A 26984-nucleotide genomic window follows, 5' to 3' on the forward strand; every position below is an offset into this window, starting at 1 on the left:
TCCCGTTATTCAAGTTATTCACCGGTTTTTCCACATTATCCACAAAAAATAGAGGGGTTATGCAAAAAAAACTGTGATTATTTCTTCCCTGATATCATAGAGATTTTTTTATTTTTCCACAATATCCACAACTTGTGGATAAATATATGCACAACCTTTATTTTTTTAATAAAAAAACGGACTTCTTCCAAGAATAAATCCTGAAAAAAAGCCCGTATCATTCCCCTTATTCTAACTCCAGGCCTGGGTTTGCATTTAATGCCATATCCGCCCGTTTTCCTTGCATATACAATACGGTTCCGGCCGCCGCGATCATTGCCGCATTATCAGTGCATAATGATAACGGCGGTATCACCAGCTCAACGTTGTCTAATTTCGCCATTTGCTTTTGTAATTCTGTCCTTAATCCTCGATTAGCGGCGACCCCGCCTGCAAGCAACACTTGACGAACATGATATTCTTTTGCCGCCTGGATCGTTTTGGTCACCAGCACATCGATGACGCTGGCCTGAAAGCTGGCTGCCATATCTTTTGGATCTATTTCTTCACCGCGCTGTTTGGCGTTATGCAGCGTATTTAATACGGCCGATTTCAAACCGCTGAAGCTGAAATCATACGATCCTTCTTCGAGCCAGGCCCGTGGCAAATCGATTGTTGCCTTTCCTTCCTGGGCAAGACGGTCAATATGCGGCCCGCCTGGATAAGGAAGGTTTAACGCTCTCGCCACTTTATCATATGCTTCTCCTGCCGCGTCATCCCGCGTTTCGCCAATCACTTGAAACTTTCCATGTTTCTCCATATAGACGAGTTCCGTATGTCCACCAGAAACAACAAGAGACAACAACGGAAATTTCATCTCAGCAACAAGACGGTTGGCGTAAATATGTCCTGCGATATGATGAACGCCGACTAGAGGAATATTATAGGCAAACGATAACGCTTTTGCCGCGTTGACCCCGATTAACAGCGCACCGACTAATCCTGGGCCTTGTGTTACCGCAATCGCGCTTAACTGTGAAAAAGAAACGCCCGCCTTATTCATCGCTTCTTCAATCACAAACGTAATCTGCTCGACATGATGGCGCGATGCGATTTCCGGCACGACGCCGCCGAATCGTTTATGACTTTCCATTTGCGAGGCGACGATATTGGATAAAATTTCTTTGCCGTTTTTCACTACTGCCGCTGCTGTTTCATCGCAGCTCGTTTCAATTCCAAGCACATATATGTCATGATTCATGATAAATTCACCCACATTACTAGCGCATCTTCTAAATTATCTGGATAATACTGTCTACGAATGCCACCATTGCGAAATCCTAATTTTCGATATAACGATTGGGCGACATGATTAGAAACACGAACTTCCAACGTCATCGTTACAGCCCCTAGCTGTTTGGCCGTTTCCATCAATTTGCGCATGAGCGCTTCTCCTAATTTTTTGCCGCGAAATTCCGGCAATACCGCTACATTCGTAATATGCGCCTCATCGATCACTACCCACATCCCGCCATAACCGATAACGCGGCCGCGATGCACCATGACAATATATTTGGCATAGCGATTGTGAACAAGTTCATTATAAAACGCTTCCCTGCTCCAAGGAGTAGTAAACGAGGCACGCTCTACTTGCAACACAGCATCAATATCATTTAACGTCATGGATCGAAATTGAATATCCATCCCCATGTTTATTTTCCCCTTCTTGTTTGGCAAGCCATTTGGCTTCTGCTTCGGCCAAACGAATGTAATTCGGTACGAATGCATGTGCATCTTCCCGCTCTTTTTTCTTTCCAAGGAACGCTAGTTCGCTTGGCCGCGGCAATTGTAATGCAGCGGGAGCAAAATGGGAGTATTCGCCCAAGTGCCGCTGAAAAATATTTTTATATAGAGCAACATCTGTCCCGATAAACAGCACCGCTTCTTTTCTTGCTTTTAGCTCGCTAGCCCATTCTTCCGCCAGCACAATTCGATCATGTTTTATACATTCGAGTTCTGTCCCATTGTAACGGTATAATCCGGTGTAAATTTGCCCTCTTCGAGCATCAAAGAACGGAGAAATGGCACCCGAAAAATACCGGCCATTAGCCGCCAGCACCTCTAAACTAGATACCCCGACGATTGGAATGTTTAAGGACCATGCTAGCGTTTTCGCAATCGTCACACCGATGCGTACCCCTGTATATGAACCTGGTCCTCTTGCGACAGCGATTAAATCAAGCTCCTGTGGAGTAACGCCACAATGTTTCATCAATGATTGGACCGCAGGCATAACACGCGTAGAATGGTCTTTCTTGATGTTGGTTGTTATTTCTCCTTTTACGACGTCATCCTCCACTAACGCAATTCCCATTACGACATTGGATGTATCAATCGCCAATATTTTCATGCTTCCAAAATCTCCTTACATAACTGTTCATACCATTCTCCCATTGGTTCCATTACTAATTTACGCTGATGATCTCCATGATGAAACAAATAAATGTTTAATCTTTCTTTTGGTAATTGCGTCTTGATAAGGTGTGCCCATTCAATAACAGTGACTCCATCTCCTTCAAAGTATTCATCAAAGCCAAGGTCCTCCATCTCATCCTCTAGACGGTACACATCCATATGATAAAGAGGAAGGCGCCCTTGATATTCTTTTACGATCGTAAAGGTAGGACTATTAATCGTTTTTTCAATTCCCAGTCCTTTTGCCAATCCTTTTGTAAAAGTCGTCTTTCCTGCCCCTAAATCTCCTTCTAGCGTAACAACAGATCCTGCTTCTAATTTTTCTCCCAATTTGCGAGCAAGGCTCATCGTTTCTTCCGGGGAATGCATTATCAGCTCATAACGTTTCATTGATTGTCACCTTAACACATTTTATCATGATAATCTTCGCTGTTGAAATTTTACCATATTTCCGCCATGTGTTACCACTGTTCATGATATAAAGGAAAGATAGCGGCTGCCTTATTATCAAAAGAAGGATGTTTCCACACCAGTTTGCGGTTAGGGAAAAGGGGAAGCAGACATTGTATGCACATAAAAATAAAAAAACCTTAGGAAATCTTATATTTCCTAAGGCAAACGGATTGCGGGGGCAGGATTTGAACCTGCGACCTTCGGGTTATGAGCCCGACGAGCTACCGGACTGCTCCACCCCGCGACGATAAAAAGAATCATTTAATTTAGAAAGATTTCATGAAATTCGTTGCCTCTTCCTCAACTAGCTAATTCAAAGATGTCAAATGCGTCGAGGCAACTCATTGAAAAAAAGTAAAGGGAATTTAGGCGTGTTTCACTCCCTGGTATAATAGAAACTGCCTAGCGACGACCTACTCTTGCAGGGGCGCTGGCCCCAACTACCATCGGCGCTGGAGAGCTTAACTTCCGTGTTCGGGATGGGAACGGGTGTTTCCTCTCCGCTATAGTCACTAGGCAAGTAATGGACAAGTTTTATTATAATGGAACTATACTCATTGTCAAGAGGTTTTCATTCCTTCAAAACTAGATAACCGTCTGCTTGGAAGAAGCCAAGCGCCTCCGCTTTTCGCGCTGTCTAGCTTCGGACGCCATCGGCTCGCGACGCTTCGGTCCCGTTGCGGCGGCAACAGCCTCCTCACGGGCCCTCCAGCGCGTATCGCCGATAGGCGGGCGTCCTCCGCTTTTCTGATTGGTTAAGTCCTCGATCGATTAGTATCCGTCAGCTCCACGTGTCGCCACGCTTCCACCTCGGACCTATCGACCTCGTCATCTTCGAGGGATCTTACTCGCTTGACGCGATGGGAAATCTCATCTTGAGGGGGGCTTCACGCTTAGATGCTTTCAGCGCTTATCCCTTCCGCACATAGCTACCCAGCGGTGCCCCTGGCGGGACAACTGGTACACCAGCGGTGCGTCCATCCCGGTCCTCTCGTACTAAGGACAGCTCCTCTCAAATTTCCTGCGCCCGCGACGGATAGGGACCGAACTGTCTCACGACGTTCTGAACCCAGCTCGCGTACCGCTTTAATGGGCGAACAGCCCAACCCTTGGGACCGACTACAGCCCCAGGATGCGATGAGCCGACATCGAGGTGCCAAACCTCCCCGTCGATGTGGACTCTTGGGGGAGATCAGCCTGTTATCCCCGGGGTAGCTTTTATCCGTTGAGCGATGGCCCTTCCATACGGAACCACCGGATCACTAAGCCCGACTTTCGTCCCTGCTCGACCTGTCCGTCTCGCAGTCAAGCTCCCTTGTGCCTTTGCACTCTCCGAATGATTTCCAACCATTCTGAGGGAACCTTTGGGCGCCTCCGTTACCTTTTGGGAGGCGACCGCCCCAGTCAAACTGCCCACCTGACACTGTCTCCCACCCCGATAAGGGGTGCGGGTTAGAATTTCAATACCGCCAGGGTGGTATCCCACCGGCGCCTCCACCGAAGCTGGCGCTCCGGCTTCCCAGGCTCCCACCTATCCTGTACAAGCGATACCAAAATTCCATATCAGGCTGCAGTAAAGCTCCACGGGGTCTTTCCGTCCTGTCGCGGGTAACCTGCATCTTCACAGGTAGTATGATTTCACCGGGTCTCTCGTTGAGACAGTGCCCAAGTCGTTACACCTTTCGTGCGGGTCGGAACTTACCCGACAAGGAATTTCGCTACCTTAGGACCGTTATAGTTACGGCCGCCGTTTACTGGGGCTTCGGTTCGCACCTTCGCTTTCGCTAAGCGCTCCCCTTAACCTTCCAGCACCGGGCAGGTGTCAGCCCCTATACTTCGCCTTTCGGCTTCGCAGAGACCTGTGTTTTTGATAAACAGTCGCTTGGGCCTTTTCACTGCGGCTCCCTCGGGCTCATCACCCAAGAGAGCACCCCTTCTCCCGAAGTTACGGGGTCATTTTGCCGAGTTCCTTAACGAGAGTTCTCCCGCGCACCTTAGGATTCTCTCCTCGCCTACCTGTGTCGGTTTGCGGTACGGGCACCTCTCACCTCGCTAGAGGCTTTTCTTGGCAGTGTAGGATCGGGGACTTCGGGACCGATGGTCCCTTCGCCATCACGGCTCAGCCTTTATGCCAGACGGATTTGCCTATCCGGCAGCCTAACCGCTTGGACAGGCTATTCCAGCAGCCTGCTCGCCCTACCTTCCTGCGTCCCCCCATCGCTCGAACGGTGAGGAGGTGGTACAGGAATCTCTACCTGTTGCCCATCACCTACGCCTTTCGGCCTCGGCTTAGGTCCCGACTAACCCTGAGCGGACGAACCTTCCTCAGGAACCCTTAGGCTTTCGGTGCAGAGGATTCTCACCTCTGTTTTCGCTACTCACACCGGCATTCTCACTTCTAAGCGCTCCACGAGTCCTTCCGGTCTCGCTTCGACGCACTTAGAACGCTCCCCTACCGATGACCAGCGGTCATCCCACAGCTTCGGTGGCACGTTTAGCCCCGGTACATTTTCGGCGCAGAGTCACTCGACCAGTGAGCTATTACGCACTCTTTAAATGATGGCTGCTTCTAAGCCAACATCCTGGTTGTCTGGGCAACTCCACATCCTTTTCCACTTAACGTGCACTTTGGGACCTTAGCTGGTGATCTGGGCTGTTTCCCTCTCGACCACGGATCTTATCACTCGTAGTCTGACTCCCAAGGATAAGTCGTTGGCATTCGGAGTTTGACTGAGTTCGGTAACCCGATGAGGGCCCCTAGCTCAATCAGTGCTCTACCTCCAAGACTCTTCCCTTGAGGCTAGCCCTAAAGCTATTTCGGGGAGAACCAGCTATCTCCAGGTTCGATTGGCATTTCACCCCTACCCACACCTCATCCCCGCACTTTTCAACGTGCGTGGGTTCGGGCCTCCAGTAGGTGTTACCCTACCTTCACCCTGGACATGGGTAGATCACCTGGTTTCGGGTCTACGACGACGTACTATACGCCCTATTCAGACTCGCTTTCGCTGCGGCTCCGTCTTTTCGACTTAACCTCGCACGCCATCGTAACTCGCCGGTTCATTCTACAAAAGGCACGCCATCACCCATCAACGGGCTCTGACTACTTGTAGGCACACGGTTTCAGGTTCTCTTTCACTCCCCTTCCGGGGTGCTTTTCACCTTTCCCTCACGGTACTGGTTCACTATCGGTCACTAGGGAGTATTTAGCCTTGGGAGATGGTCCTCCCTGCTTCCGACGGGATTCCCCGTGTCCCGCCGTACTCAGGAGCCACTCGGGAGGGAACGAAGTTTCGACTACAGGGCTGTCACCTTCTCTGGCGGGCCTTTCCAGACCGCTTCGTCTACCCCGTTCCTTTGTCACTCCCATGTGAGTGGTCCTACAACCCCAAGAGGCAAGCCTCTTGGTTTGGGCTGTTCCCGTTTCGCTCGCCGCTACTCAGGGAATCGCGTTTGCTTTCTTCTCCTCCGGGTACTAAGATGTTTCAGTTCCCCGGGTGTGCCCTCCATACCCTATGGATTCAGGTATGGATACTGCCCCATTACGGGCAGTGGGTTCCCCCATTCGGACATCTCCGGATCAACGCTTGCTTACAGCTCCCCGAAGCGTTTCGGCGTTTGCCCCGTCCTTCATCGGCTCCTAGTGCCAAGGCATCCACCGTGCGCCCTTTCTAACTTAACCAACATTGCGCTTCTCGGCTTCTTCCTTTCGGTTATCTAGTTTTCAAGGAACCAACTTGTTTCCTGCATCTGCTCATAGACGCAGGCGCAAGGCGACTACTGAGCCTGCTTCCTTGCAGCCTTGTGTCGAGAAATTGAGCTTCCTCGAACCTGCTTGTAGACGCAGACACAAAACCAACGAATAGAGAAGGAACACTAAAATGTATGTTCCCTCAAAACTGAACAAACCCGAAGCGTCCACCTTTCATTTAATGATGTCTAGCTCCAGCGCCTAGCTCTCTTCTGCCAAATAACCTTCCCCCTCGAAGTGCAAGCACTTCTGCGGGTGAAGAACATTTGGCTTCGAGAGCTAATCGCGGCGCTTCCGCTTTTCGTGTCATCCTTAGAAAGGAGGTGATCCAGCCGCACCTTCCGGTACGGCTACCTTGTTACGACTTCACCCCAATCACTTGCCCCACCTTCGGCGGCTGGCTCCCTTGCGGGTTACCTCACCGACTTCGGGTGTTGCAAGCTCTCGTGGTGTGACGGGCGGTGTGTACAAGGCCCGGGAACGTATTCACCGCGGCATGCTGATCCGCGATTACTAGCGATTCCGGCTTCATGCAGGCGAGTTGCAGCCTGCAATCCGAACTGAGAGCGGCTTTTTGGGATTGGCTCCCCCTCGCGGGTTCGCAGCCCTTTGTACCGCCCATTGTAGCACGTGTGTAGCCCAGGTCATAAGGGGCATGATGATTTGACGTCATCCCCACCTTCCTCCGGTTTGTCACCGGCAGTCCCCCTAGAGTGCCCAACTGAATGCTGGCAACTAGGGGCGAGGGTTGCGCTCGTTGCGGGACTTAACCCAACATCTCACGACACGAGCTGACGACAACCATGCACCACCTGTCACCCTGTCCCCCGAAGGGGGAACGCCCTGTCTCCAGGGTTGTCAGGGGATGTCAAGACCTGGTAAGGTTCTTCGCGTTGCTTCGAATTAAACCACATGCTCCACCGCTTGTGCGGGCCCCCGTCAATTCCTTTGAGTTTCAGCCTTGCGGCCGTACTCCCCAGGCGGAGTGCTTAACGCGTTAGCTACAGCACTAAAGGGTTTGACCCCTCTAACACTTAGCACTCATCGTTTACGGCGTGGACTACCAGGGTATCTAATCCTGTTTGCTCCCCACGCTTTCGCGCCTCAGCGTCAGTTACAGACCAGAGAGCCGCCTTCGCCACTGGTGTTCCTCCACATCTCTACGCATTTCACCGCTACACGTGGAATTCCGCTCTCCTCTTCTGCACTCAAGTCCCCCAGTTTCCAATGGCCCTCCACGGTTGAGCCGTGGGCTTTCACATCAGACTTAAGGGACCGCCTGCGCGCGCTTTACGCCCAATAATTCCGGACAACGCTCGCCCCCTACGTATTACCGCGGCTGCTGGCACGTAGTTAGCCGGGGCTTTCTCGTTAGGTACCGTCACCGTACCGCCCTATTCGAACGGTACTTCTTCTTCCCTAACAACAGAGCTTTACGATCCGAAGACCTTCTTCGCTCACGCGGCGTCGCTCCGTCAGACTTTCGTCCATTGCGGAAGATTCCCTACTGCTGCCTCCCGTAGGAGTCTGGGCCGTGTCTCAGTCCCAGTGTGGCCGGTCACCCTCTCAGGCCGGCTACGCATCGTCGCCTTGGTGAGCCGTTACCTCACCAACTAGCTAATGCGCCGCGGGCCCATCCGTAAGTGACAGCCGAAGCCGCCTTTCAACCAAAGACCATGCGGTCTTTGGTGTTATCCGGTATTAGCTCCGGTTTCCCGGAGTTATCCCGGTCTTACGGGTAGGTTACCCACGTGTTACTCACCCGTCCGCCGCTAACCGAACAAGAGCAAGCTCCTGCTCGGTCCGCTCGACTTGCATGTATTAGGCACGCCGCCAGCGTTCGTCCTGAGCCAGGATCAAACTCTCCATAGAAAGTTGATTGGCTTGTTTTCAGCTTCAGCACCGACACCGTAAGGCGTTGCGGCGCTTCAGCTTTTCGCATTGTCCAGCTCCGGCTCGCAACGCCTTGCGGAAAATAACCTTCCTCCGTCGACATGCAAGCATGTCTCGTCGGAAGAACATTTTCCTTCCGGCGTTAAACGCTCGCCTTCGCTTTTCTATGTGGACGCTTCGTTTTGTTCAGTTTTCAAGGAACATTTTCAGATTAATGAAGTCAAGTATTAATTTAGTTTATTATAATGGAGCGGGTGATGGGAATCGAACCCACGACATCAGCTTGGAAGGCTGAGGTTTTACCACTAAACTACACCCGCATATTTTTATTAAACAAGTCGGGAAGACAGGATTCGAACCTGCGACCCCATGGTCCCAAACCATGTGCTCTACCAAGCTGAGCTACTTCCCGCTATGGCGCGCTCGAGAGGATTCGAACCCCTAACCTTCTGATCCGTAGTCAGATGCTCTATCCAATTGAGCTACGAGCGCGCGATATTAAGACAACAAATTTTACTATAACACAATAAATTGTTAAATGCAAATGTTTTTTGTTATGCGGTCGAGAGGACTTGAACCTCCACGGGGTTGCCCCCACTAGGCCCTCAACCTAGCGCGTCTGCCATTCCGCCACGACCGCATATTCAACTGGTGCGGGTGGAGGGACTTGAACCCCCACGCCGTGAGGCGCCAGATCCTAAGTCTGGTGCGTCTGCCAATTCCGCCACACCCGCAAGGTGGTGAGCCATGGAGGACTCGAACCTCCGACCCTCTGATTAAAAGTCAGATGCTCTACCTACTGAGCTAATGGCTCATGGCTGGGCCAGCTGGATTCGAACCAGCGCATCACGGAGTCAAAGTCCGTTGCCTTACCGCTTGGCTATGGCCCAATGATTCATGTAATGGCGGTCCCGACGGGACTCGAACCCGCGATCTCCTGCGTGACAGGCAGGCGTGTTAACCACTACACTACGGGACCATCATGAAGGTTGGGGTTTCACAACCCCAACACATCTTATAAAAGTGACCCGTACGGGATTCGAACCCGTGTTACCGCCGTGAAAGGGCGGTGTCTTAACCACTTGACCAACGGGCCACGATATATATCAAAGTGGCGGAGAAGGCGGGATTTGAACCCGCGCGCCGTAAAGACACGACCTAACGGTTTAGCAAACCGTCCCCTTCAGCCACTTGGGTACTTCTCCAAAGGCTCCGCAAGTAGGATTCGAACCTACGACCTACCGGTTAACAGCCGGTTGCTCTACCGCTGAGCTATTGCGGAATAATGAATCCTAACAACAGACAGCTTTTCGGTATGCTTGCTGCCTCTTCCTCTGCTAGCCGTCTCCAAGAAGCTAGATGCGTCGAGGCAACTCGGAGTGGATTCATTGATGTATTCCTCGTCGCTGAGCTATTGCGGAATAATTAATTTTTAAATGATCTGTTGTGTGCAACCGACATTCTTTATTATATTTAGGTAACTTAGCGTTGTCAATATGTTTTTTGCAACCCGTCGTTTGGCGACGGCTTTTATAATTTAGCATAATAAATAATCCATGTCAATAACTTTTTATCATTTTTTTGCTTCTCGTTATCAACCAATTTGAAAAATTTTACTTTGCTTCACCGCTATCATCTGATGTTAGCCTTCCCCCACATTTCCCGCAAACATACCGATTCGTATTGACCCGTTTTTTTCTTTCATAAGTCAAACCGCACCAGGAACAAACGTACACGTGTATCTTTTTTGCTTTTTTTCGTGTTTGTTGCGGAAGCGGGCGGCAATAACGCGGGGCCTGAACTTGCCGCAATAAATCGCGGAAATCTTTATCGCGATGACGGTAACCTTTCCCCTCTAAATGAAGATGGTAATGGCACAATTCATGTTTAATAATGGCGATCAGTTCTTCTTCGCCAAATGATTCGTAATACTTTTTATTTATCTCAATGTTATGGGTTTGTACGATGTAACGTCCTCCTGTTGTTCGCAGCCGTGGGTTGAACGTCGCCATATGTTTGAACGGTTTTTGAAAAAATTGCAAAGATACCCTTTCGACAAGTTTTTGTAAATCACTTTGTTCCATTGCTCTTTACTCCTCACTTTTCTGGCACAGGACAGACTGGCAGTACATACATTATATACTAACCTTTTCATTATAGGAGGTTGGACACGATGCCAACTTGGCTAAAAAATCAAATGAGACGAGCCTACTATGAAAAAAATCGTTATCAAATCAAACTGTTAAACCAATGCTGGTTTTTTTATCAGAGAAAACACTGCTCATGAAGGCAGTGTTTTCTCTAGCTCCGCTGGCGCAATCATTGATAAAGAGATTCTTTCTTTATTCACATCTACATGATCCACCCAAACTTTTACGACATCGCCGACCGATACAACATCAAGCGGATGTCGTACGTATTGCTTGCTTAATTTAGAAATATGCACAAGCCCGTCCTGCTTGACGCCGATATCGACAAACGCGCCGAAGTCAACGACATTCCGTACGGTGCCTTCTAGTTCCATCCCCGCTTTTAAATCTTCCATTTTTAAAACGTCCTTGCGCAATAACGGCTTTGGCAGTTCATCACGGGGATCGCGTTCCGGGCGGATTAAGGCGTCGATAATATCTTGTAACGTTAATTCGCCGATACCAAGCTTCGCGGCCGTATCGGAAATATTCAGCGATTGCAGCGCCTCGCGAAGTTCTTTGCTTCCGATATGCGCTGTGGAAAAGCCTAAATTTTGCAATAGCTTTTTCACTTCTTCGTATCGCTCTGGATGGATCGGCGTCCGGTCGAGCGGTTCATCTCCGTCAATAATACGCAAAAAGCCAATACATTGCTCATATGTTTTCGCACCGAGCCGCGGTATCGATTTTAATTCTTCGCGGCTTCTAAATTTTCCTTGTTCTTCCCGTCGCTTTACAATATTTTCCGACACCGTCTTTGTAAGCCCCGATACATATTGCAATAAGGAAACAGATGCGGTATTGACATTGACACCGACTTGGTTCACGACCGTTTCTACGACAAAGCGCAGCGATTCGGCTAATTTCTTTTGCGAAACATCATGCTGATATTGGCCGACACCGACGGACTTTGGATCGATTTTTACCAATTCTGCCAATGGGTCTTGTACGCGCCGGGCGATCGAAACGGCGCTCCGCTCTTCAACTTGCAAATCTGGGAATTCCTGGCGTGCGAGATCAGAGGCAGAATATACGCTGGCACCCGCTTCATTGACAATTAAGTAAAAGATTTCCCTATCCACCTGCTTCAGCGTATCGGCGACGAACTGTTCCGTTTCCCGTGATGCTGTTCCATTCCCAATCGCAATCATTTCTACATGATATTCTGCGATTAGACGAATTAACTTTTCCCTTGCTTCGTCTACCCGTTGCTGCGGTGGATGTGGATAGATGACATCAATTTTCAATAGTTTGCCTGTTTCATCAACAACAGCAAGCTTACATCCCGTTCGGTAGGCCGGGTCAATGCCAAGCACGATTTTTCCTTTCAATGGCGGCTGCAGCAAAAGCTTCCGCAAGTTTTCAGAAAAAATGTGAATCGCCCGCTCTTCCGCTTTTTCCGTTAGCCCATTGCGGATGTCGCGTTCAATGGCCGGCTCGATAAGCCGTTTATAGCCATCTTCTATTGCTTCAGATAAAAGCGGAGCGGCAGGAGATTGCGGATTTGTGATCACGTTTTTTTGTAAATACACCATAATCTCTTCTACTGGTGCCTTTATGGTGACACGCAGCACCTCTTCCTTTTCGCCGCGGTTTAACGCTAACACACGGTGCGGCACAATCTTATGTACAGGCTCTTCGTATTCGTAATACATTTCATATACTTTCTTCTCATCCTTTTCCGGCGCTTTGGCCGTTGATACAATGACTCCCTTTTTCCACGTTTGCTGGCGAATCCATTGGCGGAATTGCGCATCATCAGACACTTTTTCAGCAATGATATCTTTTGCTCCTTGGAGCGCTTCTTCCACCGTAAACACTTCTTTTTCCGGGTTGATAAATTCCTGTGCTTTTTCTTCCGGTCTCGGTTCCGCTGGACATGTCCATAGCCATTCAGCAAGCGGTTCGAGCCCTTTTTCTTTGGCGACCGTAGCTTTCGTGCGTCTTTTTTGCCGATAAGGGCGATACAAATCTTCGACTTGCTGCAGTTTCGTGGCGCTCATAATCGCGTTTTTCAACTCATCCGTCAATTTCCCTTGCTCATCGATAAGACGAAGAACTTCTTCTTTACGTTGTTCTAGGCTTTGCAAGTAGCTCCATTTCTCTAAAATATCACGAATCTGCACTTCATCTAGCGCGCCTGTCATCTCTTTGCGATAGCGGGCGATAAACGGTACTGTGTTCCCCTCCTCGGAAAGGGTAATGACATTGCTCACTTGATTGGCAGACAACTGCAACTCATTGGCGATCAAGCCGATCAACGCTTCTCTATTGAACAAATCGATTATCCCTCCAATGGCGAAAATAAAAATAGCTACAAAGATGCAGCTATTTCCGATCAACCATACTATAAATAGTTGGACAGATCGTTTCTCCCCGCGACCTGTCCTTTTTTATGCACAGCAAAACAAACTATCTACCACTTTGTTTATACATTGCAGAGGCGATAGATGGCTCAGTACGCTGCAAACACAGAATAAGCCCTTTTTCGAAATCGAAACAGGAGAATGATAGGACAAAGCACTGCAAACGGAATCTTCGCACGACTAAAGTCGGCAGGTTCTTGTGTACCAAAGAGCTTCTTCCGTGCTTCGCATGGACACTGACTCTTGTTCCACAAGACTTTCATGAGCAAACACTTGGGGCGATGTTTCCCACCCTGTGCACCGGATTCAAGATGCCCACTTCAAACTAGGCTTCGTATGTTTTCGAAGTGGGAAAACTCTTGCCGGTTTATGTTAAAAATCGATAAGTCCTAAACTGATCTGCAGCGCTTCATCCACTTTATCCATCATTTCATCATCTAAATGGGTGATTTTATCCGTGAGCCGCTGTTTATCAATTGTCCGAATTTGTTCTAGCAAAATGACGGAATCCCGCTCAAACCCGTAGCGTTTTGCATCAATTTCAACGTGCGTTGGCAGCTTCGCTTTTTGAATTTGCGCTGTAATCGCCGCTACGATCACCGTTGGGCTAAAGCGATTGCCAATGTCATTTTGGATGACCAATACGGGGCGGACACCGCCCTGCTCTGAGCCAACTACCGGGGAAAGGTCCGCAAAATAAACGTCGCCACGTTTAACAATCAAAGCATTACCCCCCGCTAACTAAACGTTCAACGGTGTGGTCGGCTTCATATTCTGCAAGAAACGCTTCTGAAGCGATCGATAAATTGATTTTTGCCATTTCCATGTAGCCTCGTCTCATCGCTTCGCGGATTTGCCGTTTCTTCCGCTCACGAATATACATTTTCGTCGCTTGGTAAATCAGTTCATTCCGATTGCCGTTTTCTTGTTTCACCAGCACATCTAATTCTGTTACTAATGATTGAGGCAAACGAACGACGATTTCCGTTGTTGCGCTAGACTCCGACACAAATATACACCTCCACGAACTGCAGCCATTCATTGCTTCCATTTCATCATACCACTAAATAAAGGCGCTGCAAAGTCATTTCTGCGTTTTCTGCGTATTATCTTCTGAAAAGTTTATACATAATCATTGCCATTCAAAACAACATTTCTCACTTCCATTATACTCTTATTTCTGAAAAAAATACGGGGAACGCGATAACTTACTGTACAAGGAACCTCATAGTTAATCGTTCCAAGATATTGGGCCACGTCATCAACGGAAATATATTCGTCGCCCTGCCGCCCAATTAAAGTCACTTTCGTTCCGACCGGCATTGGTTCAGGCAGACGGATCATGAGTTGATCCATGCAGATTCTCCCGACAATCGGCGCTTTTTTTCCGTTCACCAGCACATGGAAATTTTGCAGTTTGCGCAACCAGCCGTCTGCATAGCCGATTGGCACAGTGCCTATCCATTGTTCCGTCTCCGCCGTATAGGTTGCACCGTAGCTCACTTTTTCTCCTGGTTGTAGCTTTTTAACGTGAACAAGGCGGCTATGCAAGGAGAAAGCTTCTTTTAGCTCGTATGGCAAGTATGGCTTTATAGCTGGCGAAGGCGACAATCCATACATTGAAATGCCAAAGCGCACCATATTAAATACTTTATCCGGAAACCGCAAAGCCGTCGCGCTGTTCCCGCAATGGATCATCGGTGGTTTATACGGAAGCCACTCTAACATTTGCAGAAAACGACGATACTGAAAGGAAAAATAATCGGTATTGATTTCATCGGCTGTGGCGAAATGAGTATAAACGCCTTCCAGCGAAAAATACGGATGGCCGTCGATTAATTCAACAATGCGTTTTGTCTCCGCTTCCTCTCTGACTCCTAACCGTCCCATTCCCGTATCCATTTTTAAATGGAACCGCACTCGTTCCGTTCCCTTGTATAAATCGGCCGCTTGCTCGACCCAGTCCGGTTGAAACACCGTAAGTGAGATTTGGTGCTTGGCGGCAAGATGGACATCGCTAGGACGAGAAGCGCCTAATACGAGAATCGGAGCAGTGATTCCTTTTTCTCGCAATGCAAGCGCTTCATCTAAAAAAGCTACGGCCAAATAGGAAGCGCCGGCCTCCAGCGCTGTCTTCGCCACTTGCGCATCGCCGTGGCCGTATGCATTCGCCTTTACCACTGCCATAATGCAAGTTTCATCCGGCAAAAGCTTCTTAAGTTGAGAAACATTGTAATAAATCGCGTCTAAATCAATTTCAGCCCACGTATCACGGTAAAATGAATTCATCATTTCTCGCTGTCCTTCCTTGTCTAGCAGATCTCAGAGTTATTTTTTGAATGTAAACGCTCTAATTTGCGCTATCCTTTTTTAGTTTACCACTTTCTAAACAAGGAAGGAATATATCATTGTCTTAAGAGTCTGCCTTTTCCTAAAAAAAACAGGCTCGGCAAGCCGCGAGCCTGTTGCCTAGCAAATCAATTATTTAATCGCCTTTCCTTGCACGGAGCGGGCTACCATGACCATTTCCTCCGGTGTTAAATCATCGGAAGCAATCGTAAAGTCGACACCTTTATACGACCATGTCAATGTTTTGTCCGTCAGCGTACCAATCGCAAAACCTAAATCGACCGGCTCGCCATTGACCAGCATCGGTGTGCTTGTTGCCGGTAAAACTTTTGCTTTTTCCTGAACTAATGTAAATGTTTTTTCGCCGCCGAACGTCATAATCACTCGTTTTCCGTTTTCACTGGCAACTTCCTTCTCATCGATTTGCTTTACTCCTTCCGGCAGCTGCACCGGATACATGACTTCCATCGCTTTGTCTTTCGCTTCTGCCATCGTCGGCACTTCTAAACGCGCTCCCGTCATATTTTTCGATGTGTCAAATGCATCATCATCAAACTTTTTATTAAATTCGACCTTGGAGAATTGCACGGTTAACAAAGCTTTTCGGTCGGTATCCATCACTTTGACCGATACCGGTGATAAATCCTTTTTGTTTAACGTAATTTCTTGCGTCGGCACGACATTGCTGTTTGGATAGTTTGTTTTCGTTTCAAATACGTAATGATTTTTTGTCGCTTTAAACTTCGCCTTCGAATCGCTCAAAATGTCTTTGACCAATGACTCATACAAATAGGCCTGACTGCTGTTTTTCGGCCAATCACTTTGGAACCGGAAGCTTTTATTAAGCGCCGGCGTAAACACAAAGACCCCTTCATCATTGCGCAAAATCATCTGACTTTGCTCTTTGTCCGCATTTTTTAAGCTGACACGGTAATAGGCAGGATGTTTATACCAGATTTCGACGTTATATACTTGCGGTTTTGAACCTGTTTGAAACGTCATTTTTGCTTCTGCCTGGTAGCTTGTGATCTCATCCATTTTTTCATCGAGCGCTTTGATGACATCTTCCTGTGATTTTGACCCACAGCCAGCTAAAGCAATAAGCAATATGATGCCAACCAATACACTGAGCACCTTTCTCCTCATTCATTTCAACCCCTTTGCCTCATATCGATTTCCCTTTTCGCATTACAATATATGAGACAACTTCGGGGAATATGCAGACTAGCTATGACAAGCGCTCAATAATTACTTGAGCGATTGCATAATCACGGCTATGAGAAATGGAAAGATGGATGCGGCAGTCATTCGCATCTGAAACGACGATTGGCTTTCCATGCAGGTCGTTCATAATTTGAATATCGTGGAATGACAGATGTTTTCCAATTCCTGTGCCGACGGCTTTTGCGTACGCTTCTTTCGCCGCAAACCGCCCCGCTAAAAATTCCACTTTGCGTTTTGGCGATAATTGTGCAAACACATTTTTTTCGTCCCTCGTTAAAATGCGGTCAATCAATTTTTCATTTTTTTTCATCAACTGTCTAACCCGCTCTAATTCCACAATATCAATGCCAACTCCGATAATCATTGTCCTTCTATCCTTTCTACTTCTTACATACCATTTTAATAAGCCGATTCATCTTTCACTTATTCGTTTTGCCCGCCAAAGCGGAAGCTTTCCTAGCCATTTTTTGATAAACAAAGATGAAGGAGAGAATGACATGTTTGTGCGCAGGGAAAACGCCCGTGTTTTTTTTCGCCTTTATCCCGTTGTTTCTATCCTTATGATCCTTCATGTAGTCATATGGTTTATGTTTTTTTTGCGTCTTTCGAGTGCGGAACCATTATGGGAACGAATGATTGGATTTAATGCCGCCATACGCGAAGGGGAGTATTGGCGGCTTGTAAGCCCTCTTGTTTTTCATGTGCGGTTTGAACATATGATGATCAATTCCATTTCTCTTCTTTTATTCGGCCCTGCATTAGAGCAAATGTTAGGGAAAAGCAAGTTTTTGCTTCTTTATATAGGGAGCGGAGTCGGCGCCAACATCGCCTCCTTTTTCCTTCTGCCGGCTATGTACAGTCACGTTGGAGCGTCTGGCGCTATTTTTGGCCTGTTCGGCATGTATGGCTATTTAATCGTATTCCGCCGCGATATAATCGACCATCAGCATGCCCGCCTTCTTCTCGCCGTTATCTGTATTAGTTTATTTATCGCATTTACCACTCCTGATCTGAATATGGTCGCCCACCTATTTGGTTTTTTAACAGGAGGGATTATTGCTCCTTTTATCTCGTCTCGCCTGCGTCCGCATCGGCCTTTTCTTCTTCATCGCTAACCATCATCGCCGCTTTTTCGACAATGAAAGCGGGATCTGATGAATTAGCGGATGAAAATGACGCCGTCAACCCATTCGATTTCTAAAAAAGGGCGCAAACGTCATCGTTTGCGACAGGGAACACTGCTGCAAATGAACGCTCATGGCGACATAGCCAAGCAGGACGATCGCCATAAAAATTTCTTTTCCCCAATGGATATATTCATTCTGTTTGCTGCCCGGCTGTTGTTCGCGCATATACATTTTACCATAGCAAAAAACGGCGCCTGTTGCACCGTTTTTAACGGGCAACGCGCCGTTTTTTGGCACGCTCACGGAATGGGCCTTCCGCGCGGTTTCCCCGCTTTTTCTCCCGTTTAACCGGAAGCGGCGGCTCTTCCGTTAACCGCACCGGCGTCGTATCCGGTTCTTTTGTCAACATTTTAATACATGCGGCTACCAGCGAAACCGAATCATGTTCCTCTAATAGCTCTTCAGCAGCTCGTTTATAGAAAGACAAGTTTTCGCTTTCTACCACATTCACCAATTTTTCCACCGCGATACGCTGCTGCCCTTCCAGCGCTTCGTCCAATGTTGGCGGTTTCATACGCTCCATTTTCCGCTTTGTCGTCCGTTCAATGTTATGAAGCTGTCCGATTTCCCTTGGTGTCACAAACGTCATCGCGACGCCTGTTTTCCCTGCGCGGCCGGTGCGGCCAATGCGGTGAACGTAGCTTTCCGGATCTTGAGGGATATCAAAATTGTACACATGCGTCACGCCGGAAATATCCAGCCCGCGCGCCGCTACATCCGTGGCGACCAAAATCTCGATCGCACCTTCTTTAAATTTGCGCAACACAGAGAGACGTTTCGCCTGGCTTAAATCGCCGTGAATCCCTTCCGCCGCATAGCCGCGCAAATTTAGCGCTTCTGCCAATTCATCGACACGCCGCTTTGTCCGCCCGAACACAATCGCCAGCTCGGGGGCCTGAATATCCAATAAACGCGTCAAAATATCGAATTTCTTTTTTTCTTGCACTTCGAGGTAATATTGTTGAATATTCGGAACGGTCATTTCTTTTGCTTTTACTTTTACGAGCTGCGGATCATTCATAAACCGCTCGGCAATGCGGCGGATCGGTTCCGGCATGGTCGCTGAAAACAATAACGTTTGCCGCTGTTTCGGAACATTGCTTAAAATCGCCTCAATATCGTCAATAAATCCCATATTCAGCATTTCATCCGCTTCATCGAGCACCACTGTATGCACCTGCTCTAGCCGCAGCGTCTTGCGGTTGATATGGTCGATAATGCGCCCCGGTGTCCCGACAATAATGTGTGGATGTTTTTTCAACGCGCGAATTTGCCGCTCAATATCCTGACCGCCATAAATCGGTAATACGCGCACGCGCTTGACGGCACCAATTTTATATAGCTCTTCCGATACTTGAATCGCCAGCTCGCGCGTCGGCGCCACCACTAGCCCTTGCACCGCTTCGCTTTGCACATTTACTTTTTCAATAAGCGGAATGCCAAACGCCGCCGTTTTCCCGGTACCGGTTTGCGCTTGTCCAATCACATCTTTATTTTGCAAGCTTAGCGGAATCGTCTTTGCTTGAATCGGGGTTGTTTCTTCAAACCCCATGCGGCTGATTGCCTTCATTAATTCATTGCTTAATCCTAACTCCTGAAATGTCGTCAATGTTATTCAAACTCCTTTAATCATCCTTACTGATCGATATAAAATCAAATAAAAATGTTTGACAGTTATCATACCATTTTCATCTGTTGTTTTCAATCATTACCACTTTCCCGTAAAAACTTTTCGACTTCGGCAAATAATACATGCCGGTCTGCGCTATGGCAGACGTGATGATAAGACTCGGGCAAGAATAATAGTTTCTTTTTGGATGAACCAATTCTTTGATATAAATAATGGGCGCTTTTTAGCGGAACAATCCCGTCTTTTTCTCCCTGCACAATCAACACCGGGACATGAACGTAGGGAAGACGCGGCCGTACTTCATTCACTAGTTTGCGAAACTCTAATACCGCAGCAATTGGCGTGGATCGCATCTTATTTTTATAGCGGATAAACAGCGGATGTTCACCGATGCGACGCCATCCATTGCGAAACATATCACGAATGTCTTCCCACAATTGACGCGGATTGACATAATAAAATGCCGCGCTTAACAGCACTAACTTATCAATGTGGTATTTTTCTGCTAAATAGACGGCGATCACTCCGCCCATCGAAAAGCCGATGACATATACCGTTTCACACTCGTTCATTAACGCTTGCAGCTCCCGTTCCGCCGCTTGAAACCATTGATCATACGTAATTCCTTTCAGCTGCAGCTCTTCTCCGTGGCCGGGAAGAGTGGGGGTTTTGATCATCCAATCCGTCCGCTTTCGCAAATACTCTGCCAGTGGGGCAACTTCATCAGGGCTTCCCGTAAATCCATGTATACATAGACAGCCGATCATGATTATCACCGTTTCCTAAAAATCAAAAGCGGCGATCGACAACGCCGCTTTTATTTTTTCACCGTTGTTTTCATTTTACACGATGATACCGTTATTGCAAATCGCAAAGCAGTTCTTCTAATTTCATCCCACGGGAAGCCTTTAACAAAATCACATCACCCGAAGAAACGATGGCAAGCAAATCATTCACCAATGCTTTTTTCTCATCGTATGCGTTTACCCGCCCATCCGGGAAAGACGGCGCAGCTGTTAGCGCAATATGGCGCGCCAGCGGTCCATAGGTGAAAACATAATCGACCATTTCCGGACGAAGCATCGCGCCGATTTCGCGATGAAAGGCTACTTCTTGGTCACCGAGCTCCAACATATCGCCTAGCACCGCAATTTTTTTCGTATATCCCGTCAATTCCCCGAGCAGCTTCAAAGCCGCCTTCATGGAAGTAGGGCTGGCGTTGTACGCATCGTTAATGACCGTAAAGCCCCGTTTCGTTTCGATCAACTCCATGCGCATGCGGGTGACCTCTAAATGGGCAAGCGCTTCTTGAATACTCTCCCAGCTGATCCCAAAAAAGCGGGCAACCGCAATGGCAGCCAATGCGTTATTAACATGATGCTTCCCTAAAATCGGAATAAACAACGTTCGGTTTGGAAGCTGGTTGATCGTAAATGTTGTCCCCTTTGCTTCCATCCGCACCGCATTCGGATAATAATCGTTTTTCGCTTCTTGGCCAAACGTTACGACATGTTCCGGCAGCGGCAAATTTGACACGCGGCTTGTCAATAACGGCTCATCGCCATGATAAACAAACAGACCGTTTTTGCGCAAACCAGACAAAATTTCCAATTTTGCTTGTGCAATTCCTTCACGCGAACCTAATTCTTGCAAATGGGATTCCCCAATGTTCGTAATAATCGCCGCATCCGGCTCAGCGATGTTGGACAAAAGTTCAATTTCACCGAAATTGCTCATTCCCATTTCGACGACCGCCATTTCCGTATCTTCTGCTAAACGAAGGAGCGTCAATGGCACGCCAATATGGTTGTTTAAATTCCCTTCTGTTTTTTGCACCTTATAAGAAGTGGCCAATAGCGCCGCTGTCATATCTTTTGTCGTTGTTTTGCCGTTGCTTCCTGTAATGCCGATCACTTTTACGGCCAGCTGCCTGCGGTACCTGTGGGCCAGGCGCTGCAGCGCGCGCAGCGTATCATCAACAACAATCACTGGGGCGTTCTCTGGCGGATTTCCTTCCGTTTCCGACCAAAGCACCGCACTGGCGCCTTTTGCAAACGCCTCTTGCACAAACGCATGCCCGTTAAACTTAGCTCCTTTGAGCGGGACGTATAAATTGCCCTGCTGAATCGTCCGTGTGTCGGTCGAGACGCCGCTGATCGTAACATCCGCAAATTCGTCAGCCACCAAGCGGCCATCCGCCATCGCTTGTATCTCCTTTAACGTGCGAGTGATCATCTTTCTCCACCTTCTCTATTTCTCAAACGTGTACGTGATCGTTTGCTTTTCTTCATGCCGCTCGATCGCTAGCTGAATGAGGCGCTCGATTAATTCTGGATACGAAACGCCGCTATGTTTCCATAGCAATGGGAACATGCTGTATGGCGTAAACCCAGGCATCGTATTAATTTCGTTAATATACACCGTGCCATCTTCCGCCAAGAAAAAGTCGGCGCGCACAAGCCCGGAAAGATCAAGCGCCTTAAAGGCCGTAATCGCCATCTGCTTGATCGTTTCATACTGTTCTTCCGTCACTTGCGCCGGAATGATGAGTTCCGTATTGCCATCTTCATATTTTGCCTGATAATCATAAAATTCTTTTTTCGGAATAATTTCTCCTACGACCGAACAAATTGGTTCATCATTACCGATTACGCCAATTTCGATTTCACGGCCGACAATCGCTTCTTCCACAATAATTTTTCGGTCATACTTAAACGCTTCGATAAAAGCGGTCTTCAAATCGGCGCGCTGTTTGCATTTCGTAATGCCAACGCTTGACCCTGCGTTTGCCGGCTTGACAAAACAAGGGTAGCCGAGTTTTCGCTCAACCTGGTCGTATGCGGCTTCTTCATCTTTACTCCAATCCCGCTTCGTAAACGCTACGTATTTCGCCTGGCGCAGCCCGGCCTGGGCAAATAAGTTTTTCATCACCACTTTATCCATGCCGACCGCTGAGGCAAGCACGCCGTTTCCGACATATGGAATATTCAAAATCTCGAGCAAGCCTTGCACGGTGCCGTCTTCTCCATTTGGGCCGTGCAATAATGGAAAAATCACATCAATAGCCGTTTCCGATTCCTTATTGTCATCCATTTCAGAAGGATGCTGATTTTTATCATCCGCTAATACCGGCACTTGGTTTAACGCTACCGGTATCATTGCTTTCGCATCCGACTGGAACTGCAGCTGCTTGACTTCCGTAATCGTTCCGGTCAGCCGCTCCCCTTTGATCCATTGTCCTTCGGTGGTGATATAAATCGGAATCACATCAAATTTATTTTTATCCATAGCGTTCATGACCGCCATCGCTGTTGATAGCGAAACGTTATGCTCCGGCGATTTGCCGCCGTATAAAATCCCGACTCTCGTTTTCATGTAGGTTCCTCCTCTTTGCTTCCCATCGTTCCTATTTTAACACTTTTCGCGCGCAATCGTATGGTATTTTTATATGAGCAATGCAGGTTGTTTCGTCACTTCAAAAACAGCAAAAACACCATCTAACCGATTCGTTAGATGGTGAAATCGCTATTTCCGGAGAGCGCGATACGATCCTTGGCACATCACCGCCACCATCTCTTCTAATGCATCTTGGGCCGTTTTTTCGATCTCTGCAAAATATTCGTGCACCCGGCGGTAAAAGCGGTTTTTTTCGATTTCATCTGTAAGCACATGAAAAACTTTTTGTTCGTAATGGCGAAGCCCAGACAAATTATAAACTAACCCGCGTTTTTCAAGATACTGTAAATTAATTTGTTCCTGGCCAGGCAAATAATCGACTGTAAAAATCGGCAATTGCTTATGCAATACCTCGCTTACCGTAACGCCGCCCGGTTTCGTGATCACCGCATCAACCTCGTTATATAAACGGTTCATCTCCTGCGGGCTCGATATGTAGGAGAAAGGCCGAATATGCGGATGTTCCCAGCTTGCGATTTCATCATAAAGCTTTTTGTTTGCCCCGCATAATACCGAATAACGAAACAAATGAGAATTCCTTGCTTTTTTGAGAAAATCGATGATATTTCCTAATCCCTGGTTGCCGCCTGCCAATAGCAAATGAAACGAACGTCTTTTCCTTCTTGCCTCTGAATGTTTCGCCATAAACACTTCATGGACGGGAATCCCTGTTACGATAATCCGTCTTTCCTCAATATGATACTTCGTCATCAGCTCCCGTTTTGCGTCGGCATGCGGAACAAAGTGGTAATCAATATTTCGCTTCCCCCACACGCTATTAATAAAAAAATCTGTATAAACGTTGAGCACTGGTGTGCGAATCACTTTCTTCCGCTTAAGCCGCTGCAAAATGCGCGATGGAAAGGAGTGCGTGCAAATAATAAGCTCTGGCTTCTCTCTTTCTAGCATTTTCCTCATCTTACTTTCAAAATAAGGAAGCCACGGCTCGAAAGAAACGAATTCCAACCGATGAACATCATGGTACATGAACGTCTTATAAACACGATGGTACGAAGCAGGATGAGAGCGAATCCAGCGCAAATACATTTCCGATACCATTTTCTCCATTAATTCATTACAATAGCTTAAAAAATCGATTTTTTTGCAAAATACATACGGAAACTGCCTTTGCAGAAAATCGATCAACGTATCGGCTACTTTATGATGTCCTGTATTCATCTGGAACAGCGGTAATACAAGAATTTTCATCATCGTTAGCTCCCTTAGTTTTCCAAAGATTTTTTGCGCAGTCGCTGCCCAATCCATGTTGCAAATAGAAACAATACGAACAATGTCAACCCAATCAGAGGAAAATAAAACAGCGGAATTTGCATATGCCGTCCGAGCAACATTCCGGCAAGCATAACGGGAACAATCCACACCGTTGCGCCAAGCGAAGCAAGCAATAAAAACGAACGAAACGGGAAGTGAATAACCCCTGCCATATACGGAGAAATTTGCCGAACTCCCGGAATGTAATAGCCGAATAAAATACCCCATTTTCCATAGCGATGAAACAGCTGTTTTGCCCGCTCCCACTTTTCTTCTTTAATCCCTAAATACTTTCCGTACTTTTGAATAAATGGCGCTCCAAAAAAGCGCCCGATGCCGTAAGCGGTGATCATCCCGATCACTACGCCGCACCAGCTGGCGATCATACAATATTCCCATAAAAGCTGTTGCCTGGCAATTATGATGCCAAGAAAAAACAATAAACTCTCTTCCGGCGCCGGAATGCCGACAATGCCGAAAAACAAAAACACGAAAATAATGACATATCCGTATGATTCCACATACGAAAAGAGAATACTCGTATCCATAGATCCCCCCATTATATTGACGAGATTTGTTTATTAGTTTGCACGTTCATAACATCTGTAATCGTCACCCAGCGCATTTTTTTCGCCGCTTCTTCCTTTAGCAACAGCTCCAGCGCCGCAAGCATTTGTTCCGGCGCCCGTTTGTCAGCGCCAAGCGCATCACCGTTGTCATGCAGAACAATAATGGCTCCACCCTTCATACTATTTCGAAGGCGGCGGAACAATTCCATCGTGCCAAGCTTTGCATTCCAGTCACCAAGAATGTAAGTCCACAGCACCGTAATATATTTCTTTTGCACAAGCGGGGTAAATAAATTAAAATGCCCCCAAGGCGGACGGTAATAGATGGGCCGCTTTCCAATAATATCTTCAATAATATCTGCTGATTTCTGCAATCCTTTTTCCAAAAAAGGCGGAAGTATCAGCCAATTGCTGATATGCCGGTAATTGTGCATTCCGATTTCATGACCTTCCTCATGCATCCGTCTGACAATATCAGGATATTGTTTTGCTTTGTTTCCAACCACGAAAAATGTCGCTTTCACTTGATGTTTTTTTAATAAATCCAATAATTTTGGTGTATAATACGGGTCAGGACCGTCATCGAACGTCAAAGCAATGTTATTCTCGGACGCTCCTTCGCGATAAATACGAAACTTTTTTTTGCGAATAACAATCGTTGGAACGATGCCATATAATAGTATCCCGCCAATAAGACACGCCAAAATCATCCACAGCATCGTTTTCACCTCTTTATTTGTACTTTACCAATATTTCTTATCTTTGAAAATAGAAAAAAACAAACCGATTTGAATCTATCACCATATCAAAACAATATTTACAGATTAATTATCATATAACACGTTGATAAAAATTAAAACAGAAAATGATGAAAATTTGATGAAACATGAGAACCTGATTCTTTAGCATACGTAAACAACGCCGATCGGTTTTCGCGTTTTCACACATGAAACGGAAAGTATCTGCTATAATACAATACGATACATGGAAAAAAGCTAATAAGCCATTGCATCATGCTGAAAAAGACAGGTGATCAACGTTGAGCAAAAAAATTATTCTTACCGGCGGCGGCACAGCCGGACATGTTATGGTGAACGTCGCTCTGATTCCGAAATTAAAAGAACAAGGCTGGAACATTGCCTATATCGGTTCCCACCAGGGCATTGAACGGGAAATTATCGCAAAAATGGACGGTGTGCCTTACTTTCCGATTTCGACTGGAAAGTTGCGCCGCTATTTCGATTGGAACAACTTTAAAGACCCGTTTAAAGTGCTGAAAGGCACTTGGCAAGCGTACCGCATCATCAAAAAAGAAAAGCCGGATATCATCTTTTCCAAAGGCGGATTTGTGTCCGTCCCTGTCATCATCGGCGCGTGGTTAAGCGGGGTGCCGTCCATCATTCACGAATCGGATATTACCCCAGGACTGGCCAATAAAATCGCGATGCCATTTGCGACCAAAATTTGCGTCACATTCCCGGAAACGATGCGCCACGTCAAGGAAGAAAAAGGCGTTTACATTGGGGCGGTCGTTCGTGAGGAATTAAAGCGTGGGGACGCCGACAAAGGACGAAAGCTTTGCCAGTTTGAAAAAGGAAAGCCGGTTCTTCTCGCCATGGGCGGAAGTCTAGGCTCGAAACGGATTAATGACGCGCTGCGCGCCAATTTGCAAACGCTTCTTTCCGATTTTCAAATCGTGCATATTTGCGGAAAAGGAAATGTCGACGCCAAATTGGCGAATGAAAAAGGCTATAAGCAGTTTGAATATGTTCATGAAGATCTTCCTCATCTGCTGGCGATGGCTGACATCGTCTTATCGCGCGCCGGCGCCAACTCGATTTTCGAGTTCCTCGCCTTGCGCAAGCCGATGCTGCTCATTCCTCTATCCAAAGAAGCGAGCCGCGGCGACCAAATTTTAAACGCCCGCTCTTTTGAAAAATCAGGTTACGCCGAAGTGTTGATGGAAGAAGACTTAACGAACGAATCACTGCAAAGCGCCATTTATCATCTTTACCAAAACAAAGACCGCTACCAGCAAAACATGGAGCGGTCCGACGCAGGAGATGCGTTAGAAAAGTTGTTGACGCTGATTGAAGGGACACGGGAAATGAAATGAAGCTTGAATATTTTGTAAAAACAGTTATAATAATGTAAAAACCATATTTCAGTTCGATGACGAAGAGAGTAGTTA

22 protein-coding genes, 12 tRNA genes, 3 rRNA genes, 1 pseudogene and 1 other annotated feature (1 of these 39 only partly in view) are annotated in these 26984 nt (G+C 47.3%); of the genes and pseudogenes, 3 read left to right on the plus strand and 35 right to left on the minus strand.

Translation table 11 applies throughout. The annotated features are described in order from the left end of the window. Positions 1-226: 226 nt before the first annotated feature. From tsaD to BV455_RS07465, 21 genes are all read right to left on the minus strand, one after another. On the minus strand, positions 227-1240 hold the full coding sequence (tsaD, locus tag BV455_RS07370; protein WP_017434449.1) for a tRNA (adenosine(37)-N6)-threonylcarbamoyltransferase complex transferase subunit TsaD: 1014 nt from the start codon (positions 1238-1240) through the stop codon (positions 227-229). Continuing rightward, positions 1237-1689 (minus strand): ribosomal protein S18-alanine N-acetyltransferase, encoded by a 453-nt coding sequence (gene rimI, locus BV455_RS07375; protein WP_017434450.1) that lies wholly within the window; start codon positions 1687-1689, stop codon positions 1237-1239. The genes tsaD and rimI overlap by 4 nt, the downstream gene beginning before the upstream one ends. Next, positions 1649-2389: a tRNA (adenosine(37)-N6)-threonylcarbamoyltransferase complex dimerization subunit type 1 TsaB gene (gene tsaB / locus BV455_RS07380; protein ID WP_017434451.1), complete on the minus strand. Its 741-nt coding sequence runs from the start codon at positions 2387-2389 to the stop codon at positions 1649-1651. Before tsaB ends, rimI begins: the two co-directional genes overlap by 41 nt. Further along, positions 2386-2844: a tRNA (adenosine(37)-N6)-threonylcarbamoyltransferase complex ATPase subunit type 1 TsaE gene (gene tsaE, locus BV455_RS07385; RefSeq protein WP_017434452.1), complete on the minus strand. Its 459-nt coding sequence runs from the start codon at positions 2842-2844 to the stop codon at positions 2386-2388. The genes tsaB and tsaE overlap by 4 nt, the downstream gene beginning before the upstream one ends. A 233-nt stretch (positions 2845-3077) precedes the next feature. Then, positions 3078-3151 (minus strand) — tRNA-Met (locus BV455_RS07390). Positions 3152-3307: 156 nt separating this feature from the next. Beyond that, positions 3308-3424, minus strand: a 5S ribosomal RNA gene (gene rrf / locus BV455_RS07395). 43 nt (positions 3425-3467) lie between these two features. Beyond that, positions 3468-3596 carry a hypothetical protein gene (locus BV455_RS20665; protein WP_280638367.1) on the minus strand — a complete coding sequence of 43 codons (129 nt, stop codon included), beginning with the start codon at positions 3594-3596 and terminating at the stop codon, positions 3468-3470. 62 nt (positions 3597-3658) lie between these two features. After that, a 23S ribosomal RNA gene (locus tag BV455_RS07400) occupies positions 3659-6589 on the minus strand. A gap of 385 nt (positions 6590-6974) precedes the next feature. Next, positions 6975-8530: ribosomal RNA gene (locus tag BV455_RS07405) — 16S ribosomal RNA — on the minus strand. The 16S, 23S and 5S rRNA genes sit together here with 12 tRNA genes alongside, the layout of an rRNA operon. Before the next feature lie 267 nt (positions 8531-8797). Further along, positions 8798-8871 (minus strand) — tRNA-Gly (locus BV455_RS07410). An 18-nt stretch (positions 8872-8889) separates the two neighbouring features. Further along, positions 8890-8963 (minus strand) — tRNA-Pro (locus tag BV455_RS07415). 3 nt (positions 8964-8966) lie between these two features. Then, positions 8967-9043, minus strand: a tRNA-Arg gene (locus tag BV455_RS07420). A 65-nt stretch (positions 9044-9108) separates the two neighbouring features. Further along, positions 9109-9191 (minus strand) — tRNA-Leu (locus BV455_RS07425). A 9-nt stretch (positions 9192-9200) separates the two neighbouring features. Then, positions 9201-9285, minus strand: a tRNA-Leu gene (locus BV455_RS07430). A gap of 4 nt (positions 9286-9289) precedes the next feature. Beyond that, positions 9290-9365 (minus strand) — tRNA-Lys (locus BV455_RS07435). A 1-nt stretch (position 9366) separates the two neighbouring features. After that, positions 9367-9441, minus strand: a tRNA-Gln gene (locus tag BV455_RS07440). 13 nt (positions 9442-9454) lie between these two features. Further along, positions 9455-9530 (minus strand) — tRNA-Asp (locus tag BV455_RS07445). A gap of 45 nt (positions 9531-9575) precedes the next feature. Further along, positions 9576-9647, minus strand: a tRNA-Glu gene (locus tag BV455_RS07450). Positions 9648-9663: 16 nt separating this feature from the next. Then, positions 9664-9756: transfer RNA gene (locus tag BV455_RS07455), tRNA-Ser, on the minus strand. Positions 9757-9761: 5 nt separating this feature from the next. Then, positions 9762-9833, minus strand: a tRNA-Asn gene (locus BV455_RS07460). A gap of 331 nt (positions 9834-10164) precedes the next feature. Next, complete coding sequence (locus tag BV455_RS07465) at positions 10165-10635, minus strand: SprT family protein (protein ID WP_017435865.1); 471 nt, start codon at positions 10633-10635, stop codon at positions 10165-10167. An 89-nt stretch (positions 10636-10724) separates the two neighbouring features. Between BV455_RS07465 and cmpA the strand changes: the two genes are divergently transcribed. Beyond that, on the plus strand, positions 10725-10838 hold the full coding sequence (gene cmpA / locus BV455_RS07470) for a cortex morphogenetic protein CmpA (protein WP_017435866.1): 114 nt from the start codon (positions 10725-10727) through the stop codon (positions 10836-10838). On the opposite strand, the gene BV455_RS07475 is transcribed toward cmpA, so the two are convergent. From BV455_RS07475 to acpS, 6 genes are all read right to left on the minus strand, one after another. Continuing rightward, the gene (locus BV455_RS07475) at positions 10833-13019 is read right to left on the minus strand and encodes a Tex family protein (protein WP_081161036.1); all 2187 of its coding nucleotides are present in this window, start codon (positions 13017-13019) and stop codon (positions 10833-10835) included. The genes cmpA and BV455_RS07475 overlap by 6 nt on opposite strands. Positions 13020-13478: 459 nt before the next feature. Then, complete coding sequence (gene ndoA / locus BV455_RS07480) at positions 13479-13829, minus strand: type II toxin-antitoxin system endoribonuclease NdoA (protein ID WP_003253417.1); 351 nt, start codon at positions 13827-13829, stop codon at positions 13479-13481. A gap of 4 nt (positions 13830-13833) precedes the next feature. After that, entirely contained in the window at positions 13834-14115 is a 282-nt protein-coding gene (locus tag BV455_RS07485) for a CopG family ribbon-helix-helix protein (protein WP_017435868.1), read from the minus strand. Between the two features lie 113 nt (positions 14116-14228). Continuing rightward, entirely contained in the window at positions 14229-15395 is a 1167-nt protein-coding gene (alr, locus tag BV455_RS07490; protein WP_026078517.1) for an alanine racemase, read from the minus strand. A 192-nt stretch (positions 15396-15587) separates the two neighbouring features. Next, a complete protein-coding gene (locus BV455_RS07495) occupies positions 15588-16601 on the minus strand; it encodes a LolA family protein (RefSeq protein ID WP_042409268.1) in 1014 nt (337 codons plus the stop codon). 82 nt (positions 16602-16683) lie between these two features. After that, positions 16684-17043 (minus strand): holo-ACP synthase, encoded by a 360-nt coding sequence (gene acpS, locus BV455_RS07500; RefSeq protein ID WP_218687909.1) that lies wholly within the window; start codon positions 17041-17043, stop codon positions 16684-16686. Positions 17044-17176: 133 nt separating this feature from the next. Here acpS and BV455_RS07505 point away from each other — a divergent pair, with 133 nt between their 5' ends. Continuing rightward, positions 17177-17794 (plus strand): rhomboid family intramembrane serine protease, encoded by a 618-nt coding sequence (locus BV455_RS07505; protein ID WP_081161017.1) that lies wholly within the window; start codon positions 17177-17179, stop codon positions 17792-17794. Between the two features lie 66 nt (positions 17795-17860). Here BV455_RS07505 and BV455_RS07510 read toward each other — a convergent pair whose 3' ends face one another. The 8 genes and pseudogenes from BV455_RS07510 to BV455_RS07545 form a co-directional block, all read right to left on the minus strand. Next, complete coding sequence (locus BV455_RS07510; protein ID WP_042409264.1) at positions 17861-18109, minus strand: hypothetical protein; 249 nt, start codon at positions 18107-18109, stop codon at positions 17861-17863. A gap of 25 nt (positions 18110-18134) precedes the next feature. After that, positions 18135-19436 (minus strand): annotated as a pseudogene (locus BV455_RS07515) (DEAD/DEAH box helicase); the annotation flags it as partial. A 131-nt stretch (positions 19437-19567) separates the two neighbouring features. Further along, positions 19568-20263, minus strand: a complete 696-nt coding sequence (locus tag BV455_RS07520) for an alpha/beta hydrolase (RefSeq protein ID WP_218688026.1) — start codon at positions 20261-20263, stop codon at positions 19568-19570. A 91-nt stretch (positions 20264-20354) separates the two neighbouring features. After that, the gene (locus BV455_RS07525; protein WP_026078518.1) at positions 20355-21731 is read right to left on the minus strand and encodes a UDP-N-acetylmuramoyl-tripeptide--D-alanyl-D-alanine ligase; all 1377 of its coding nucleotides are present in this window, start codon (positions 21729-21731) and stop codon (positions 20355-20357) included. Positions 21732-21746: 15 nt separating this feature from the next. Beyond that, entirely contained in the window at positions 21747-22871 is a 1125-nt protein-coding gene (locus BV455_RS07530; RefSeq protein ID WP_017435876.1) for a D-alanine--D-alanine ligase, read from the minus strand. A gap of 150 nt (positions 22872-23021) precedes the next feature. Next, complete coding sequence (locus BV455_RS07535) at positions 23022-24164, minus strand: MGDG synthase family glycosyltransferase (RefSeq protein ID WP_061580358.1); 1143 nt, start codon at positions 24162-24164, stop codon at positions 23022-23024. A gap of 11 nt (positions 24165-24175) precedes the next feature. Further along, the gene (locus BV455_RS07540; RefSeq protein ID WP_017435878.1) at positions 24176-24772 is read right to left on the minus strand and encodes a DedA family protein; all 597 of its coding nucleotides are present in this window, start codon (positions 24770-24772) and stop codon (positions 24176-24178) included. Between the two features lie 11 nt (positions 24773-24783). Then, positions 24784-25512, minus strand: coding sequence for a polysaccharide deacetylase family protein (locus BV455_RS07545; RefSeq protein WP_218687910.1), 729 nt, complete (start codon positions 25510-25512; stop codon positions 24784-24786). 320 nt (positions 25513-25832) lie between these two features. Here BV455_RS07545 and BV455_RS07550 point away from each other — a divergent pair, with 320 nt between their 5' ends. Beyond that, positions 25833-26909: an undecaprenyldiphospho-muramoylpentapeptide beta-N-acetylglucosaminyltransferase gene (locus tag BV455_RS07550; protein ID WP_061580357.1), complete on the plus strand. Its 1077-nt coding sequence runs from the start codon at positions 25833-25835 to the stop codon at positions 26907-26909. Positions 26910-26956: 47 nt separating this feature from the next. After that, positions 26957-26984: a binding site (T-box leader), on the plus strand; it runs 194 nt beyond the window's last position.

The sequence above is a fragment of the Parageobacillus caldoxylosilyticus genome, from assembly GCF_019272935.1.
Classification (GTDB): Bacteria; Bacillota; Bacilli; order Bacillales; family Anoxybacillaceae; genus Saccharococcus; species Saccharococcus caldoxylosilyticus.

Excerpts from the sequence above, each read along its gene's own strand:
- BV455_RS07525 (WP_026078518.1), bottom strand. The coding sequence starts at position 21,731 with ATGATCACTCGCACGTTAAAGGAGATACAAGCGATGGCGGATGGCCGC.
- BV455_RS07495 (WP_042409268.1), bottom strand. The coding sequence starts at position 16,601 with ATGAGGAGAAAGGTGCTCAGTGTATTGGTTGGCATCATATTGCTTATT.
- tsaD (WP_017434449.1), bottom strand. The coding sequence starts at position 1,240 with ATGAATCATGACATATATGTGCTTGGAATTGAAACGAGCTGCGATGAA.
- BV455_RS07545 (WP_218687910.1), bottom strand. The coding sequence starts at position 25,512 with ATGCTGTGGATGATTTTGGCGTGTCTTATTGGCGGGATACTATTATAT.
- tsaE (WP_017434452.1), bottom strand. The coding sequence starts at position 2,844 with ATGAAACGTTATGAGCTGATAATGCATTCCCCGGAAGAAACGATGAGC.
- tsaB (WP_017434451.1), bottom strand. The coding sequence starts at position 2,389 with ATGAAAATATTGGCGATTGATACATCCAATGTCGTAATGGGAATTGCG.
- BV455_RS07535 (WP_061580358.1), bottom strand. The coding sequence starts at position 24,164 with ATGATGAAAATTCTTGTATTACCGCTGTTCCAGATGAATACAGGACAT.
- rimI (WP_017434450.1), bottom strand. The coding sequence starts at position 1,689 with ATGGGGATGGATATTCAATTTCGATCCATGACGTTAAATGATATTGAT.
- acpS (WP_218687909.1), bottom strand. The coding sequence starts at position 17,043 with ATGATTATCGGAGTTGGCATTGATATTGTGGAATTAGAGCGGGTTAGA.
- BV455_RS07530 (WP_017435876.1), bottom strand. The coding sequence starts at position 22,871 with ATGAAAACGAGAGTCGGGATTTTATACGGCGGCAAATCGCCGGAGCAT.
- BV455_RS07520 (WP_218688026.1), bottom strand. The coding sequence starts at position 20,263 with ATGATCGGCTGTCTATGTATACATGGATTTACGGGAAGCCCTGATGAA.
- BV455_RS07465 (WP_017435865.1), bottom strand. The coding sequence starts at position 10,635 with ATGGAACAAAGTGATTTACAAAAACTTGTCGAAAGGGTATCTTTGCAA.
- cmpA (WP_017435866.1), top strand. The coding sequence starts at position 10,725 with ATGCCAACTTGGCTAAAAAATCAAATGAGACGAGCCTACTATGAAAAA.
- BV455_RS07540 (WP_017435878.1), bottom strand. The coding sequence starts at position 24,772 with ATGGATACGAGTATTCTCTTTTCGTATGTGGAATCATACGGATATGTC.
- BV455_RS07505 (WP_081161017.1), top strand. The coding sequence starts at position 17,177 with ATGTTTGTGCGCAGGGAAAACGCCCGTGTTTTTTTTCGCCTTTATCCC.
- alr (WP_026078517.1), bottom strand. The coding sequence starts at position 15,395 with ATGAATTCATTTTACCGTGATACGTGGGCTGAAATTGATTTAGACGCG.